The 16774-nt window shown below is 55.9% G+C and carries 15 protein-coding genes and 2 tRNA genes; 15 read left to right on the top strand and 2 right to left on the bottom strand.

Annotation, left to right across the window (positions count from 1 at the left end; all coding sequences use genetic code 11):
* Positions 1-56: 56 nt before the first annotated feature.
* A tRNA-Gln gene (locus IBT54_RS10630) sits at positions 57-131 on the top strand.
* Positions 132-159: 28 nt separating this feature from the next.
* A tRNA-Gln gene (locus tag IBT54_RS10625) sits at positions 160-234 on the top strand.
* A 103-nt stretch (positions 235-337) separates the two neighbouring features.
* Here the strand turns inward: IBT54_RS10625 and ubiF are convergent.
* Complete coding sequence (gene ubiF, locus IBT54_RS10620) at positions 338-1510, bottom strand: 3-demethoxyubiquinol 3-hydroxylase (RefSeq protein ID WP_033782316.1); 1173 nt, start codon at positions 1508-1510, stop codon at positions 338-340.
* Between the two features lie 172 nt (positions 1511-1682).
* Between ubiF and miaB the strand changes: the two genes are divergently transcribed.
* The 9 genes from miaB (at position 1683) to IBT54_RS10575 (ending at position 11097) form a co-directional block, all read left to right on the top strand.
* Positions 1683-3107, top strand: coding sequence for a tRNA (N6-isopentenyl adenosine(37)-C2)-methylthiotransferase MiaB (miaB, locus tag IBT54_RS10615; RefSeq protein WP_201252142.1), 1425 nt, complete (start codon positions 1683-1685; stop codon positions 3105-3107).
* A gap of 209 nt (positions 3108-3316) precedes the next feature.
* Complete coding sequence (locus IBT54_RS10610; protein ID WP_013357113.1) at positions 3317-4378, top strand: PhoH family protein; 1062 nt, start codon at positions 3317-3319, stop codon at positions 4376-4378.
* Positions 4375-4848, top strand: a complete 474-nt coding sequence (ybeY, locus tag IBT54_RS10605; RefSeq protein WP_201252141.1) for an rRNA maturation RNase YbeY — start codon at positions 4375-4377, stop codon at positions 4846-4848. Before IBT54_RS10610 ends, ybeY begins: the two co-directional genes overlap by 4 nt.
* Before the next feature lie 82 nt (positions 4849-4930).
* Positions 4931-5812, top strand: coding sequence for a CNNM family magnesium/cobalt transport protein CorC (gene corC, locus IBT54_RS10600; RefSeq protein ID WP_013357111.1), 882 nt, complete (start codon positions 4931-4933; stop codon positions 5810-5812).
* A gap of 4 nt (positions 5813-5816) precedes the next feature.
* Complete coding sequence (gene lnt, locus IBT54_RS10595) at positions 5817-7340, top strand: apolipoprotein N-acyltransferase (RefSeq protein ID WP_201252140.1); 1524 nt, start codon at positions 5817-5819, stop codon at positions 7338-7340.
* A 436-nt stretch (positions 7341-7776) separates the two neighbouring features.
* On the top strand, positions 7777-8673 hold the full coding sequence (locus IBT54_RS10590) for an amino acid ABC transporter substrate-binding protein (protein ID WP_033782313.1): 897 nt from the start codon (positions 7777-7779) through the stop codon (positions 8671-8673).
* Positions 8674-8953: 280 nt separating this feature from the next.
* On the top strand, positions 8954-9694 hold the full coding sequence (locus IBT54_RS10585) for an amino acid ABC transporter permease (RefSeq protein ID WP_013357107.1): 741 nt from the start codon (positions 8954-8956) through the stop codon (positions 9692-9694).
* Complete coding sequence (gene gltK, locus IBT54_RS10580; RefSeq protein ID WP_013357106.1) at positions 9694-10371, top strand: glutamate/aspartate ABC transporter permease GltK; 678 nt, start codon at positions 9694-9696, stop codon at positions 10369-10371. The genes IBT54_RS10585 and gltK overlap by 1 nt, the downstream gene beginning before the upstream one ends.
* On the top strand, positions 10372-11097 hold the full coding sequence (locus IBT54_RS10575) for an amino acid ABC transporter ATP-binding protein (protein ID WP_013357105.1): 726 nt from the start codon (positions 10372-10374) through the stop codon (positions 11095-11097). It begins immediately after the preceding gene.
* Positions 11098-11141: 44 nt separating this feature from the next.
* Here IBT54_RS10575 and IBT54_RS10570 read toward each other — a convergent pair whose 3' ends face one another.
* Positions 11142-11624, bottom strand: a complete 483-nt coding sequence (locus IBT54_RS10570) for a zinc ribbon-containing protein (protein WP_013357104.1) — start codon at positions 11622-11624, stop codon at positions 11142-11144.
* A 222-nt stretch (positions 11625-11846) separates the two neighbouring features.
* Between IBT54_RS10570 and leuS the strand changes: the two genes are divergently transcribed.
* The 4 genes from leuS to nadD are packed head-to-tail and all read left to right on the top strand — an operon-like array spanning position 11847 to position 16708.
* Complete coding sequence (gene leuS / locus IBT54_RS10565) at positions 11847-14429, top strand: leucine--tRNA ligase (protein ID WP_110331506.1); 2583 nt, start codon at positions 11847-11849, stop codon at positions 14427-14429.
* 14 nt (positions 14430-14443) lie between these two features.
* Positions 14444-15043: an LPS assembly lipoprotein LptE gene (lptE, locus tag IBT54_RS10560; protein WP_013357102.1), complete on the top strand. Its 600-nt coding sequence runs from the start codon at positions 14444-14446 to the stop codon at positions 15041-15043.
* Positions 15040-16071 carry a DNA polymerase III subunit delta gene (gene holA / locus IBT54_RS10555; RefSeq protein ID WP_201252139.1) on the top strand — a complete coding sequence of 344 codons (1032 nt, stop codon included), beginning with the start codon at positions 15040-15042 and terminating at the stop codon, positions 16069-16071. The genes lptE and holA overlap by 4 nt, the downstream gene beginning before the upstream one ends.
* Positions 16064-16708 carry a nicotinate-nucleotide adenylyltransferase gene (nadD, locus tag IBT54_RS10550; RefSeq protein WP_061061898.1) on the top strand — a complete coding sequence of 215 codons (645 nt, stop codon included), beginning with the start codon at positions 16064-16066 and terminating at the stop codon, positions 16706-16708. The genes holA and nadD overlap by 8 nt, the downstream gene beginning before the upstream one ends.
* Positions 16709-16774: the final 66 nt, after the last annotated feature.

The following is a 16774-nucleotide window of genomic DNA, read 5'->3' as shown; positions in this document are numbered from 1 at the left end:
CAGCACTCATAATGCTGGGGTCACAGGTTCGATTCCCGTCGTAGCCACCATATAATTGGGGTGTCGCCAAGCGGTAAGGCACTGGTTTCTGATACCAGCATTCCGGGGTTCGAATCCCTGCACCCCAGCCATACAAAGACAATTTGAAAAACCCATTATTGGGGTGTCGCCAAGCGGTAAGGCACTGGTTTCTGATACCAGCATTCCGGGGTTCGAATCCCTGCACCCCAGCCAAATTGCACAACCAGGCCCGCTTTTGCGGGCTTTGTTGTTTTTGTCCCTTCTCCACCATCCTGATTACTGGCCCGCCCTGCGGCGAGCCTGAATGCGTAAGCGGCTATAGCCCCAGCGCGTAACGCAATACCTGCCGCTTCAGTACGCCAGAATGTTCAGCGGCAATCAGTCCGAGATTTCGCGCAAACCTCAGCGGTGCCAGCTGGTTGCTGAAGGCAAAGTAAAAGAGATCCATCCCGCCCTGCATCAGCATATTGTCTTTGCGACGCTGACGGTGATAGCGTTGTAACACCCGCTCTGACGCCCAGTCCTCCGCTGCACCGCGCGCGCTAACCAGCACATCAATCAACGCATCAATATCGCGATACCCCAGATTCACGCCCTGCCCGGCCAGCGGATTAATGGTATGCGCGGCATCGCCGACCAGCGCCAGCCCCGGCAGGACATAGCGTGAAGCGTGACGTCGCACCAGCGGAAAGCCGCCCGCCGCATGGGCTTTGAACCGTCCCAGCCGCGCCGGGAAGTGGCTGGCAATCTCTTTCTCCAGCTGGGCTATTGGCATCGCCTGAAGCTGTCGCACTCTTGCGGGCGCGTCATACCAGACCAGCGAGGCCCGGTTGCCATACAGCGGCAGGAAGGCACGTGGTCCCTGTGGCGTAAAGTGCTGCCAGGTCGCGTCCCCTGCCGGATGGTCGCAGGTCACGCTGATCAGCAGGCAGGACTGCGCATAGCTCCAGCCATGAATCCCGATCCCGGCCATCTGCCGCACCTGCGAGTTTGCGCCATCTGCACCAATCACCAGCCGGGTATGCAAGGCCACGCCATCGTTAAGGTCGACGCGCCAGCCGCCATTTTCTGGCTGCAGATTTTCCAGCGTGGCCGGGCAATAGCAGGTCACGCCCAGCGACTGCATCTCCTCCCATAACGCCCGCTGAAGCACGCTATTCTCGACCATAAAGCCCAGTTCAGGCAGGCCCAGCGAGGCCGCATCAAAACTCACCTGCGCCGTCTGCCACTCCCAGGTTTCCAGTCTGCGATAAGGCGCGCTGCGCATCGCTTCGACCCGCGGCCAGACGTTGAGCTGCTTCAGCAACGCCACCGAGGAGGATCCGATCGCTGAAATTCGCAGATCGGGATCGCTGTCGGCATCAAACGGCGCGGGTTCAGCACGCTCAATCACCGCCACGCGAAAATGTTGCTGTGTCAGTCCACAGGCCAGCGCAGCACCGACCATGCCACCGCCGACAATCACGACATCAAACTGATTACCCTGCATTGCTTAACTCCCTCTCTTATTCCCGCCAGCCTGCGCATCGCGGGTCTGAATAGAGCAAAGTGTACCGGAAAACCCGATGGCTGGCAGAAAAGCCCTCAGGCTGGTCACCACAGCATCAAAGCATTACAATACGCGCCCCTCACTTCACTGCACTGAATCAATGGCTAGCGCGATGATAAAAAAACTGCATATCAAAACCTGGGGATGTCAGATGAATGAGTATGATTCATCCAAGATGTCTGATCTGCTGAACAGTACGCACGGCTATACGCTGACCGAGGTCCCTGAAGAGGCGGATATTCTGCTGCTTAACACCTGCTCCATTCGTGAGAAAGCGCAGGAGAAGGTGTTTCATCTGCTGGGACGCTGGAGAAAACTCAAAGAGCGCAACCCGGATGTGATTATTGGCGTGGGTGGCTGTGTGGCGTCGCAGGAAGGCGATCATATTCGTCAGCGTGCGCCCTGCGTAGATATTGTGTTTGGTCCGCAGACACTGCACCGCCTGCCGGAGATGATCAACACCGTGCGCGGCACTAAAAGTCCGGTAGTCGACATCAGCTTCCCGGAAATTGAGAAATTTGACCGCCTGCCGGAACCGCGTGCAGAAGGCCCGACAGCCTTTGTCTCCATTATGGAAGGCTGCAACAAATATTGTACTTTCTGCGTGGTGCCTTACACCCGTGGTGAGGAAGTGAGCCGTCCCAGCGATGACATACTGCTGGAGATCGCCCAGCTGGCGGCGCAGGGCGTGCGTGAAGTTAACCTGCTGGGTCAGAACGTCAACGCTTATCGAGGTGCCACCTTTGATGGTGAGATCTGTACCTTCGCTGAGCTGCTGCGCCTGGTCGCCGCCATCGACGGCATCGACCGCATTCGTTTCACCACCAGCCACCCAATTGAGTTCACCGATGACATCATTGATGTCTATCGCGACACCCCGGAGCTGGTGAGTTTCCTGCATCTGCCGGTTCAGAGTGGCGCAGACCGTATTCTGACACTGATGAAGCGCGCGCATACCGCGCTGGAGTATAAGGCGATTATCCGCAAGCTGCGCGCGGCGCGCCCGGACATTGAGATCAGCTCCGACTTTATCATTGGCTTCCCCGGTGAAACCCAGCAGGATTTCGAACAGACCATGAAGCTCATCGCCGACATCAATTTCGACGTCAGCTTCAGCTTTATCTACTCTGCCCGTCCCGGCACACCCGCCGCTGACCTGCCGGATGATGTCAGCGAAGAGGAGAAAAAGCAGCGTCTGTGGATCCTGCAGGACCGCATTAACCAGCAGGCGCAGGCGATCAGTCGCCGCATGCTCGGCACCGTGCAGCGTATTCTGGTGGAAGGCATCTCCCGCAAGAACGTCATGGAAGTCTCTGGCCGCACCGAAAATAACCGTGTGGTCAACTTTGAAGGCACGCCTGAGATGATTGGCCGCTTTGTAGATGTTGAAATTGTCGATGTCTACACCAACTCGCTGCGCGGCAAGCTGGTGCGTACTGAAGAGGAGATGGGCCTGCGCATGGCGCAAAGCCCGGCATCCGTGATTGCCCGTACCCGCAAAGAAAACGAAATCGGCGTGGGTCTGTTCCAGCCGTGATACCTGCTATATTGAGCGGCAGCGCGCATTGCGTTGCCGCCAATTTCACGCCGCGACACTTGGTTTCTGAAAGTGTCGCCCAAATATCTCTCCTTAAGCTTGCGCCCAGGCGTTACGGCATAAATAATTTCGTTATGGTGCATCCGGTTAAGCCCAACGGTGCGTCAGACACATCCCATAACTGGCCCTGAGTGACCCAAAGGATTCGTTTGAATATCGAAACTCGTGAAATCGCCCTTGAACCGGCTGATAACCGTCGTCTGATGAGCCTGTGCGGGCCTTTCGACGATAATGTGAAACAGCTTGAGCGTCGTCTGGGCATTGAGATCAATCGTCGCGACAACGTCTTTAAGCTGGTTGGACGTCCACTTTGCGTCAATGCCGCCGCAGATATTCTGAAGACCCTGTATGTCGATACCGCGCCAATGCGTGGTGAGATCCCGGATATCGAGCCTGACCAGATTCACCTGGCGATCAAAGAGAGCCGGGTACTGGAGCAAACCGCTGAAAGCGTGCCGGAGTACGGTAAAGCGGTCAACATTAAGACCAAGCGTGGTGTGATCAAACCGCGCACGCCAAATCAGGCCCAGTACATCGCGAATGTGCTCGACCACGACATTACTTTTGGTGTCGGCCCGGCCGGTACCGGTAAAACCTATCTGGCAGTGGCCGCGGCCGTGGATGCGCTGGAACGTCAGGAGATTCGCCGCATCATGCTGACCCGCCCTGCCGTCGAAGCGGGTGAAAAGCTCGGCTTCCTGCCAGGCGACCTGAGCCAGAAAGTCGACCCTTATCTGCGTCCGCTCTACGATGCGCTGTTTGAAATGCTCGGCTTCGAGCGCGTTGAAAAGCTGATGGAGCGTAACGTTATTGAAGTTGCCCCGCTGGCCTATATGCGCGGTCGAACCCTGAACGATGCGTTCATCATTCTTGATGAGAGCCAGAACACCACCATCGAGCAGATGAAGATGTTTCTGACGCGCATCGGCTTCAACTCCAAAGCGGTCATAACCGGCGACGTCACCCAGATCGACCTGCCCCGTCACGTCAAGTCGGGCCTGCGTCATGCTATCGAGGTGCTGGCAGACGTGGAAGAGATCAGCTTTAACTTCTTCCACAGCGAAGATGTGGTGCGCCATCCGGTCGTTGCCCGCATTGTCACCGCTTATGAAGCCTGGGAAGCCGCCGATCAGACCCGCCGTGACCAGCAGGCTGAAGAGCGTAAACGTGAAGCGCTGGCAGCACAGAGCGCCACGCAGGAGAGCAAATGAGCGAGGTGATTCTCGACCTGCAGGTCGCCTGTGATAACACCGCTGATCTGCCTGATGAAGGCCAGTTTCACCGCTGGCTCTCAGCGGCTGTGACCCCTTTCCAGCCCGAAAGCGAAGTCACAGTCCGTCTGGTTGATGAAGTGGAAAGTCATGAGCTTAATCTGACTTATCGTGGCAAAGACAAGCCAACCAACGTTCTCTCCTTCCCGTTTGAAGCGCCGCCGGGCATTGAGCTGCCGCTGCTGGGCGATCTGATCATCTGCCGTCAGGTGGTTGAGCAGGAAGCCGCAGAACAGGGAAAAAGCGTTGAAGCCCACTGGGCACACATGGTGGTACACGGTACGCTCCATCTGCTGGGTTACGACCATATTGAAGACGACGAAGCTGACGAGATGGAAGGACTGGAGACCGAGATAATGCTTGCTCTTGGGTATCCTGATCCGTACATTTCGGAGAAAGAAGACGCCTGAATCCTGAATTCAGGCTATCCGGCTGTCAGCACGGTTTGCTGACAGCACCTAATCCTCACCAGAGAGATCTTTAAAAACCGCCATGAGCGACGACCATTCTCAAAACAGCGATGCACCCAGTAGTAAAAAGGGATTTTTCTCCCTGTTGATCAACCAACTCTTTCACGGTGAACCAAAAAACCGTGATGAGCTCCTGGAGCTGATCCGCGACTCGAATAACAAAGAGCTGATTGACCAGGACACCCGCGACATGCTCGAAGGGGTACTGGATATTGCGGAGCAGCGCGTGCGTGACATCATGATCCCGCGTTCGCAAATGATCACCCTGAAACGTAATCAGAGCCTCGAAGAGTGTCTGGATGTCATTATCGACTCCGCGCATTCCCGCTTCCCGGTGATCAGCGAAGACAAAGATCATGTGGAAGGGATTCTGATGGCGAAAGATCTGCTGCCGTTTATGAGCAGTGAGTCAGAGCCGTTCAGCATTGAGAAAGTGCTGCGTCCTGCGGTGGTGGTGCCTGAAAGTAAGCGTGTCGACCGGATGCTGAAAGAGTTCCGCTCACAGCGTTATCACATGGCGATTGTTATTGATGAGTTTGGTGGTGTCTCTGGCCTGGTCACTATCGAAGACATTCTTGAGCTGATCGTAGGTGAGATTGAAGATGAGTATGACGATGAAGAAGATCGTGATATCCGTCAGCTCAACCGTCATACCTTCACGGTGCGCGCACTGACCGCCATTGAAGATTTCAATGAGGTATTTGGCACACAGTTCAGTGATGATGAAGTCGACACCATTGGTGGTCTGGTCATGCAGGGCTTCGGCCATCTGCCCGCACGCGGTGAAAGCATCGAGATTGAGGGTTACCAGTTCAAGGTGGCGATGGCTGACAGCCGCCGCATCATCCAGGTTCACGTGACTATTCCGGAAAATTCGCCACAACCCCAACTGGAAGACGAATAAGTCTATGGCTTTAGCCTCACTCTACCCGCGCCAGCGGGTTCGCCTGCTGCTGGCTTTAATAACGGGTGCACTGGGCACCCTCGCCTTCTCTCCTTACGATTTCTGGCCCGCCGCCCTGCTGTCGCTGTGCGGCTTACAACTGCTCACCCTGAACCGCTCCAGCCCACAGGCCACCGCGATCGGCTTTGTCTGGGGTTTAGGTCTGTTCGGCAGCGGCATCAACTGGGTTTACGTCAGTGTCGCCACCTTTGGCGGTATGCCTGGCCCGGTTAATGTCTTTATTGTGGCGCTGCTGGCGGCGTATCTGTCGATCTACCCGGCGTTGTTTGCCGGTGTACTGAATCGCATCTGGCCGCGCACGACGCTGTGGCGGCTGGCACTGGCTGCACCGGCATTGTGGCAGATGACCGAGTTCCTGCGCGGCTGGGTGCTGACCGGCTTTCCGTGGCTGCAGTTTGGTTACAGCCAGATCGACGGTCCGTTAAAAGGCCTGGCCCCGCTGGCGGGTGTAGAGACCCTGACCTTCCTGCTGATGGTCATTGCTGGCCTGCTGGCTTATGCCCTGCAGCAGCGCAACGTCAGAAGTCTGGTGGCGGCGTTGCTGCTGCTGGCCCTGCCGTGGCCGCTGCGCTACATCCAGTGGGTTCAGCCAATGCCGGAGCGTGCCGTAGAAGTGGCGCTGGTGCAGGGAAATATCCCGCAGTCGATGAAGTGGGATCCTCAGCAACTGCTCACGACCCTGCGCATCTATAACGGTCTGAGTCAGCCGCTGATGGGTAAGGCGCCGATTATTATCTGGCCAGAGTCGGCAATTACCGATCTGGAAAGCAATCAGCAGCCGTTCCTGCGTTCGCTGGATGATGAACTGCGTGAACGCGGCAGTTCGCTGGTCACCGGCATCGTTGACTCCCGGCTGGAGCAGAATCGTTATCACGACTACAACACCGTGATCGTGCTGGGCGGCAAAACGCCGTACAACTACTTCAGCGGCAATCGTTACCAGAAGAATCATCTGGTGCCGTTTGGCGAATTTGTGCCGCTGGCCGATCTGCTGCGTCCGCTGGCCCCGTTCTTCGATCTGCCCATGTCAGCCTTCAGCCGTGGCAACTATCTCCAGCCGCAACTCAGCGTGGCGGGCTATAACCTGACGAGCGCCATCTGTTATGAGATTGTGCTCGGTGAACAGGTGCGGGCTAACTTCCATCCCGACACTAATTTCCTGCTGACCGTTTCGAACGATGCCTGGTTTGGTCACTCAATCGGCCCATGGCAGCACTTCCAGATGGCGAGAATGCGGGCGCTGGAGCTGGGACGTCCGCTGTTGCGCAGCACCAACAACGGCGTGACGGCGGTGGTCAATGCCAGTGGTGATGTGGAGGCGATGCTGCCGCAGTTTACCCGCGATGTGCTGACCAGCAAGGTCACGCCGACGCAGGGTGAAACCCCGTATGCGCGGGCGGGCATCTGGCCAGTCTGGTCACTGACGCTGCTGGCGGCGTTGATAGCTCTGCTGCGTCGACGCCGGTAACCTATCCGATCCTTAAAGGCGAAGCGCAGGCTTCGCCTTTTTTCTTTACTGCCTCCCCGGTATATCTCACTCCCCTGACCACATACTCTGCTGCCTTTCTCGCGCTGCACCGCTTTCTGGCACGATGATTGCAGAATGTTTCACTGTTTTTCGCCGACAGGCGGATTGCAGGCGCCGACGCCTGGCAGGTTGCACCAAAACAGTCGCTTCTGCTGCACCGCTAACGCGCAGAGTAAGATATTTGCCTTTTTTTGGTGCGGATCGCCTCGCAAAAAAGAAACTTTTTTGTTTCATTGCGTTAACAATCCGCTATGTTAGTGACTCTTCTGCGCCCATTTAATCCGCAGAATGAGCAGAAACGCAGCAAATAACAGACACAACATCATAATCAGCACAGGTAATAGCCTGGGCCTTTTTCATACGAAGGAGTTGGAACATGCAACTACGCAAAGTGGCATTATCTCTTCTGCTGATCAGCGCAGCGGCGGGAGCGGCCCAGGCGGAAGATCTCAGCGGCACCCTGAAGAAGATCAATGACAACGGCGTCATTGTGGTCGGGCATCGCGAATCATCAGTTCCCTTTTCTTACTATGACAACCAGCAAAAAGTCGTCGGCTATTCACAGGCTTACTCAAACGCCATCGTGGAAGCCATTAAAGCGAAGCTGAACAAGCCGGACCTGCAGGTCAAAATGATCCCGATCACCTCACAAAACCGTATTCCGCTGCTGCAAAACGGCACTTACGATTATGAGTGTGGCTCCACTACCAACAACCTTGAGCGCCAGAAACAGGCCGCATTCTCTGACACCATTTTTGTCATCGGCACCCGTCTGCTGGTTAAAAAAGATGGCCCGATCAAAGATTTCGCCGATCTGAAAGGCAAAACCGTGGTCGTGACTTCAGGAACCACCTCTGAAGTGCTGCTGCATAAACTCAACGACGAACAGAAACTGGATATGCGCATCATCAGCGCCAAAGATCACGGCGACTCTTTCCGTACGCTGGAAACCGGCCGTGCCGTGGCTTTCATGATGGATGATGCTCTGCTGGCCGGCGAACGCGCCAAAGCCAAAAAGCCGGATAACTGGGAAATCTTAGGTACGCCACAGTCAAAAGAGGCCTATGGCTGCATGCTGCGTAAAGATGATCCGCAGTTTAAAGCGCTGGTCGATGAAACCATTGCTAAAGCCCAGACCTCAGGTCAGGCAGAAAAATGGTTCGATACCTGGTTCAAACAGCCGATTCCACCAAAGAATCTGAACATGAATTTTGAACTCTCTGATGACATGAAAGCCCTGTTCAAAACGCCAAATGACAAAGCAATGAATTAACAAAAAAATACCCAATGGATCTCAGGTTGCATTGAGTCGGCAGGAGAATGCATCCCGGTGACCTTACTCAGGTAAGGCATTTGGATGCGTGAACATCGCCAACAAAAATGCAGCCTGAAAGACGGCGGGTATAACAAGGGCGGCCTGGCTGCCCTCTCGATTGCTGAAACCGCGGCATGGACAGACTGACTGACCCGGGTCGTTCCCCTGAGTCAGGCAATAAAACGCCGTTCATCAATCTTCAGGGTAGCTTAGCTACCCTTTTTTTCCGGAGCTCGTTATGGGTATCGATTGGAACTGGGGCATATTCCTCGAACAGGCCCCGTTCGGTAACACGACCTACCTCGGCTGGCTGTGGTCCGGTTTTCAGGTGACGATAGCCGTCTCCTGCTGCGCCTGGATTATCGCCTTCTGCGTGGGTTCATTTTTCGGCATTCTGCGCACCGTGCCGAATCGCCTGCTGTCGACCATTGGCACCTGCTATGTGGAACTGTTTCGTAATATCCCGCTGATCGTCCAGTTCTTCTTCTGGTATCTGGTCGCGCCCGAACTGGTGGGCGAAAAGCTTGGCATGTGGTTTAAGTCTGAGCTGGACCCCAACATTCAGTTCTTCCTCTCTTCAATGATCTGTCTTGGCCTGTTTACCGCCGCCCGCGTCTGCGAGCAGGTGCGCGCAGCCATTCAGTCACTGCCGGCAGGACAGAAAAATGCCGGTCTGGCGATGGGATTAACGCTGCCGCAGACCTATCGCTATGTCCTGCTGCCGAATGCGTATCGCGTGATTGTGCCGCCGATGACCTCGGAAATGCTGAACCTGGTGAAGAACTCCGCTATCGCCTCCACCATTGGTCTGGTCGATATGGCGGCACAGGCGGGCAAACTGCTCGACTATTCTGCTCACGCCTATGAATCCTTTACCGCCATTACGCTGGCCTACGTCGCGATTAACCTGGTGATTATGTTGTTGATGAGTCTGGTCGAGCGCAAAGTTCGGCTGCCAGGCAATGCGGGAGGCAAGTAATGTACGACTTTGACTGGAGTTCGATTACACCCAGCCTGCCCTATCTGCTTAACGGCTTAGTGATTACCTTCAAGATCACCATTACCGCCGTGGTCTTCGGCATTCTGTGGGGCACCCTGCTGGCGGTGATGCGTCTGTCGAGCTTTAAGCCCGTCAGCTGGTTCGCCAAAATCTACGTCAACCTGTTCCGCTCGGTGCCGCTGGTGATGGTGCTGCTGTGGTTCTATCTGGTGGTGCCGAGTTTCCTGCAGCAGGTGCTGGGCCTGTCGCCGAAAACCGATATCCGGCTGATTTCCGCCATGGTCGCCTTTTCGCTGTTTGAAGCGGCCTACTACTCAGAAATCATTCGTGCCGGCATCATCAGTATTTCACGTGGACAGGGCAACGCCGCGCTGGCGCTGGGTATGACACAGTGGCAGGCAATGCGACTGATCATCCTGCCGCAGGCGTTCCGCGCCATGGTTCCGCTGTTACTAACGCAGGGTATCGTGCTGTTTCAGGATACCTCGCTGGTCTATGTCTTAAGCCTGGCGGACTTCTTCCGTACCGCGTCCACCATTGGTGAGCGCGACGGCACCCAGGTTGAAATGGTTCTGTTTGCAGGTCTGGTCTACTTCGTTATCAGCCTGAGCGCATCGCTGTTGGTCAGCTATCTGAAAAGAAAAAGGACGGTTTAAATGATTAGCCTGAAAAATGTTTCTAAGTGGTATGGTCACTTTCAGGTGCTGACCGACTGCTCAACCGAGGTCAAAACCGGTGAGGTAGTGGTGGTCTGCGGGCCGTCCGGCTCCGGTAAATCGACGCTGATCAAAACGGTGAACGGACTTGAGCCTGTTCAGCAGGGCGTGATTGCGGTCAACGGCACCGAGGTGAACAACAAAAAAACCAACCTTGCACAACTTCGCAGTCAGGTCGGTATGGTGTTTCAGCACTTCGAGCTGTTCCCGCATCTGAGCATTATCAACAATCTGGTACTGGCACAGGTAAAAGTGCTGAAGCGTGACAAAGCGGCGGCCCGCGATAAAGGGCTAAAACTGCTGAAGCGTGTGGGACTGTCAGCGCATGCTGAGAAGTTTCCTGGCCAGCTCTCCGGCGGTCAGCAGCAGCGCGTGGCAATTGCACGTGCGCTCTGCATGGATCCTATCGCGATGCTGTTTGATGAACCGACCTCGGCGCTGGACCCGGAAATGATCAACGAAGTGCTGGATGTGATGGTTGAGCTGGCGCAGGAGGGGATGACGATGATGGTGGTAACACACGAGATGGGCTTCGCCCGTAAAGTGGCGAATCGCGTGATCTTCATGGATGAAGGGAAAATTATCGAAGACACCAATAAAGATGACTTCTTTAATAACCCACAGTCTGACCGTGCGAAAGATTTCCTCGCTAAAATTCTGCACTAAATAACCTATGCGGGTCACCTGAGTGGCCCGCATACATGTTGTTATCAGGGTTCAAAAGGCTGACGCTGAAACTGGTCGTTGCCGCATTCCGGACAGCGCGACAGGGTTTCCGGCGTATAGATCGCCCGGGTAAACTGACACTTCTCACACACCAGATTGCCCAGCCCCACCACTTCACCGCTCTGATACACACCGTGATGATGCAGATCCTGGAAGACTTCGCGCCACTCCAGCTGACTTTTATCGGTGATATCCGCCAGCTCTTTCCAGACGCTCTCACGAATAATGCGCATAAACAGTGAATCCGCCAGCGGCTCTTCCACATCGGTATAACTGCGTGCAAACTCGCCCAAATCACGGCGCACCGAGCTCAGCGCCTGATCAATCTCTTTTTCCGTCATGTCATCGCGCACCCGTAACTGGCTGCGTCGACCGGCAATCAGCTCATCAAGGTTACGATCGCCCTGACGGAGACGTTCGGTCAGTACGGCTAACGACTCGCGATATTCCTGAGCTACTTTATTCATTTTATTCTCCTTTATGCAGACCCTCGCTGAATTAAGTTTAGTCGCAATGCGGCTTTTGCCGTGTCGTCTGTACAGTGAATTACAAAAGGGTGAAGAGGCTGACGCTTTCAGCAGAAATCGTGCCAGCAAAAGTGGGAAGTGTTGTTGATACGCGGCCTTATGGGTATGCTATGCGGATCACAGAGCCCGAAAAATGTTATTCATAAAGGACCACAGGCAGCCATGCAAGAGCAATACCGCCCGGAAGAGATTGAATCCCGTGTGCAGCAACACTGGGATGAAAACGAAACGTTTAAAGTGACTGAGCAGGAAGGTAAAGAGAAATACTATTGCCTCTCCATGTTGCCCTATCCTTCTGGCCGCCTGCATATGGGCCACGTTCGTAACTACACCATCGGCGACGTAATCGCGCGTTATCAGCGTATGCTCGGCAAAAACGTACTACAGCCGATTGGCTGGGATGCTTTCGGCCTGCCTGCGGAAGGCGCTGCGGTTAAAAACAATACCGCCCCGGCTCCCTGGACATACGACAATATCGCCTACATGAAAAACCAGCTTAAACTGCTGGGCTTTGGCTATGACTGGAGTCGTGAACTGGCGACCTGCCAGCCGGAGTACTATCGCTGGGAACAGTGGTTCTTCACTAAACTGTATGAGAAAGGCCTGGTCTATAAAAAAACTTCCGCCGTGAACTGGTGCCCGAACGATCAGACGGTGCTGGCGAACGAGCAGGTGATCGATGGCTGCTGCTGGCGCTGCGACACCAAAGTTGAGCGCAAAGAGATCCCGCAGTGGTTTATCAAAATCACCGATTATGCGGAAGAGCTGCTGAACGACCTGGATACGCTGGAAGAGTGGCCTGAGCAGGTCAAAACCATGCAGCGTAACTGGATTGGCCGTTCTGAAGGCGTCGAAATCACGTTCGACGTTGCTGACAGCGAAGAGAAAGTCACTGTCTACACCACCCGCCCGGATACCTTTATCGGCGCAACCTATGTCGCCGTTGCGGCGGGTCATCCGCTGGCAACCCAGGCGTCGGTGAACAATCCGGCACTGGCTGACTTTATCGCTGAATGCCGCAATACCAAAGTGGCCGAAGCCGATATGGCGACCATGGAGAAGAAAGGCATGGCGACCGGCCTGTCTGTTATTCATCCGCTCACTGGTGAGCTTCTCCCGGTCTGGGTCGCTAACTTCGTGCTGATGGAATATGGCACCGGCGCTGTTATGGCGGTCCCGGCGCACGACCAGCGCGACTGGGAATTTGCCACTAAATACGATCTGGCAATCAAGCCGGTGGTACTCAATCTGGATGGCTCTATTCCTGACGTCAGCGCCGCGGCAATGACCGACAAAGGCGCGCTGTTTAACTCAGGTGAGTTCAACGGTCTGGATCACGCCGCAGGGTTTACCGCCATTGCGGATTCTCTGGCGGCAAAAGGCGTGGGCGTGCGTAAAGTGAACTACCGTCTGCGCGACTGGGGTGTTTCCCGTCAGCGCTACTGGGGCGCACCAATCCCAATGGTCACGCTGGAAGATGGCACCGTAATGCCGACACCTGAAGACCAGCTGCCGGTGATTCTGCCGGAAGATGTGGTGATGGATGGCATTACCAGCCCGATCAAAGCCGATCCGGAGTGGGCGAAAACCACGGTGAACGGCCAGCCTGCTCTGCGTGAAACCGACACCTTTGACACCTTCATGGAGTCCTCCTGGTACTACGCGCGCTATACCTGCGCCAGCTACAAAGAAGGCATGCTGGATCCGGCCGCGGCAAACTACTGGCTGCCGGTCGATCAGTATGTGGGTGGTATTGAACACGCCATCATGCACCTGATGTATTTCCGCTTCTTCCACAAGCTGCTGCGTGACGCGGGCCTGGTGAATTCTGATGAACCAGCCAAACGTCTGCTGTGCCAGGGCATGGTGCTGGCTGACGCTTTCTACTACCTCGGTAACAACGGCGAGCGTAACTGGGTTTCACCGGTTGACGTTGAGGTTGAGCGTGACGAGAAAGGCCGCATAGTGAAAGCGGTGGATACGCAAGGCCGCGAAGTGATCTACGCGGGCATGAGTAAAATGTCGAAGTCGAAAAACAACGGCATCGACCCACAGCTGATGGTTGAGCGTTATGGCGCGGATACCGTGCGTCTGTTCATGATGTTTGCTTCACCGGCAGATATGACGCTGGAGTGGCAGGAGTCGGGCGTTGAAGGGGCTAACCGCTTCCTGAAGCGTGTCTGGAAGCTGGTCTACGAGCACACCTCACAGGGTGCGACCGTGGCGCTGGATGTGAAGAGCCTGAATGACGAGCAGAAATCGCTGCGTCGTGACCTGCACAAAACCATCGCCAAAGTGGCGGATGATATTGGCCGTCGTCAGACCTTCAACACCGCCATTGCAGCGATTATGGAGCTGATGAACAAACTGGCGCGTGCCCCGCAGGAAAGCGAGCAGGATCGCGCTCTGATGCAGGAAGCGCTGCTGGCTATCGTCCGTCTGCTCTATCCGTTTACCCCGCACGCCTGCTATGTTCTGTGGCAGACGCTGGGTGGCGAAGGTACCATCGACGAAGCGAGCTGGCCGGTGGCTGATGAAGCCGCTATGGTTGAAGATTCACTGCTGGTCGTGGTGCAGGTGAACGGTAAAGTGCGTGGCAAAATTACCGTACCCGCCGATGCAACACAGGAACAGGTTCAGGCACGCGCTGCGCAGGAGCATCTGGTGGCGAAGTATCTGGACGGCGTGACTATCCGTAAAGTCATTTATGTACCGGGCAAACTGCTTAACCTGGTCGTAGGTTAAGTTCAGGAGGAACTGTGCGACATCCGATTATCAGGCTGTTTGTCATGCTGGCGGTGGTGATCACCGCTGGCTGTGGTTTTCATCCGCGCGGCACCACGCAGGTGCCCAGCGAACTGAAAACCCTGATTGTTTCAACCGGCGACCCGTATGGACCGCTGGCGCGTACCGTGCGTCAGCAACTGCGTATCAACGATGTCACCATCGTTGAAGACAACAAACAGAACCGCACCGATATTCCGACGCTGCGTCTGGGTCCTGAGGTATCGGGACGTAACACCGCATCGGTCTTTATCAGCGGCACCTCTGCTGAGTATCAGCTGGTCATGACCCTTACGGCGCAGGTCCTGTTGCCGGGCAAAGGAATCTACCCAATCAGCACCACGGTTTATCGTTCATTCTTCGATAACCCGAATGCTGCGCTGGCGAAAGATGCTGAGCAGGATCTGATTACGCAGGAGATGCGTCAGCGTGCTGCCGAACAGCTGGTACGTAAACTGCTGACCGTGCATGCTGCACAGATCAACAACAAAGAGACCTTACCGGCGTCAGTGATTCCGGTTCCGGGTCAGGGTTCACAGGAAGCACCGTCTTCCTCTGCTACCAGCCTGCAATGATCAGGATTTACCCTGAGCAACTCAGCGCGCAGCTCCGTGAGGGGCTGCGCGCCTGTTATTTGTTAGCCGGAAACGAACCGCTGCTGTTGCAGGAGAGTGCGGATGCCATCCGTGCCGCCGCAACCGCACAGGGATTTGAAGAACATTTTAGTTTTACGCTGGACGCCCAGACCGACTGGGAGAGCCTGTTTGTCAGCTGTCAGTCACTGAGTCTGTTTGCGCAGCGTCAGACCATGACGCTGCAATTCCCCGAGAATGCTCCCAACGCCGCAATGGCCGAGCAGTTGGTTAAGCTGTCGCAGCTGCTGCACGCCGATATTCTGCTGATCTGCCGGATGCCAAAGCTGACCAAAGCGCAGGAAAACAGCGCCTGGTTTAAAGCGTTGTCCGCCTCTGCAGTTTTAGTGCCCTGCCAGACGCCTGAACAGGCGCAACTGCCGCGCTGGGTCGTGAATCGCGCTAAGGCGCTGAAACTCTCGGTCGATGACGCAGCTGTGCAGCTGTTGTGTTACTGCTATGAAGGTAATCTGCTGGCGCTGGCCCAGGCGCTGGAGCGTCTCTCGCTGCAGTGGCCTGACGGCAAGCTGACCCTGCCCCGTGTTGAAGAGGCAGTCAGTGATGCCGCACACTTTACCCCCTTCCACTGGGTGGATGCTCTGCTGGCGGGTAAGAGCCGTCGCGCGCTGCATATCCTGCATCAGCTGGAGAAAGAAGAGAACGAGGTCGTGATTCTGCTGCGTACGCTGCAGCGCGATTTGCTGACACTGCTGCATCTGCAGCGCCACCAGTCGCAGCAGCCGCTGCGTACGCTGATGGATCAGCAGCGGATCTGGCAGAACCGCCGCGCGCTGTTCACCGACGCACTGCAACGCCTGGACGCCACGCGTCTGCAACGCGCCATTCATCTGCTGAGCCAGATTGAGATCACCCTGAAACAGGACTATGGGCAGCCGGTGTGGCCACAGTTACAGACCCTGACGCTGCTGCTCAGCAGTCGTGCTTTTCCGACGAGTTTTGCCCATGTCTGAGTTACACGCGCTGTTTGGTGGCACCTTCGACCCGATTCATTTTGGTCATCTGCGTCCGGTCGAAGCGCTGGCTCAACAGACCGGCCTGCAGCATGTGACGCTGCTGCCAAACAATGTGCCACCGCATCGCCCGCAACCGGAAGCCAGTGCTGCCCAGCGGGTGGCAATGCTGCGTTGTGCGATCCGCGGCTTACCGCTGTTTGAGATTGATACCCGTGAGCTGGAGCGCGACACCCCCTCCTGGACCGTAACTACCCTGGAAGCCTGGCGCGCCGAACGCGGTGCAGAACAGCCGCTGGGCTTTATTATTGGTCAGGATTCCCTGCTGAGCTTAGCGAAATGGCATCGCTGGCAGGATCTGCTGTCACTCTGCCATCTGCTGGTGTGCCAGCGCCCCGGCTATCCGACCCGGTTTGACGCGCCGGAGATGCAGCAGTGGCTCGAACAAAACCTTGCTCAGGATATCCGGCAACTGCATCAGCAGCCCGCAGGCCATATCTGGCTGGCGGAAACCCCGCTCTATGACATTTCGGCGACTGAAATCCGTCGCCGTCGCCATCAGAACCAGCCCTGCGACGACCTGTTGCCTGCGGCAGTTATCGACTATATCGACCGCGAAGGCTTATATCGCGACTGATCCGGGCATGCTATACTGCGCCGCTTAAATTTTGGCTGCACTCTCCGGGCTTACAGCCAGCCCGAT

This window comes from Pantoea sp. S62 (assembly GCF_016658625.1).
GTDB lineage: Bacteria > Pseudomonadota > Gammaproteobacteria > Enterobacterales > Enterobacteriaceae > Pantoea > Pantoea vagans.
Note: the sequence above shows the minus strand (reverse complement) of the source record. Positions and strands in the feature narration are given on the sequence as shown.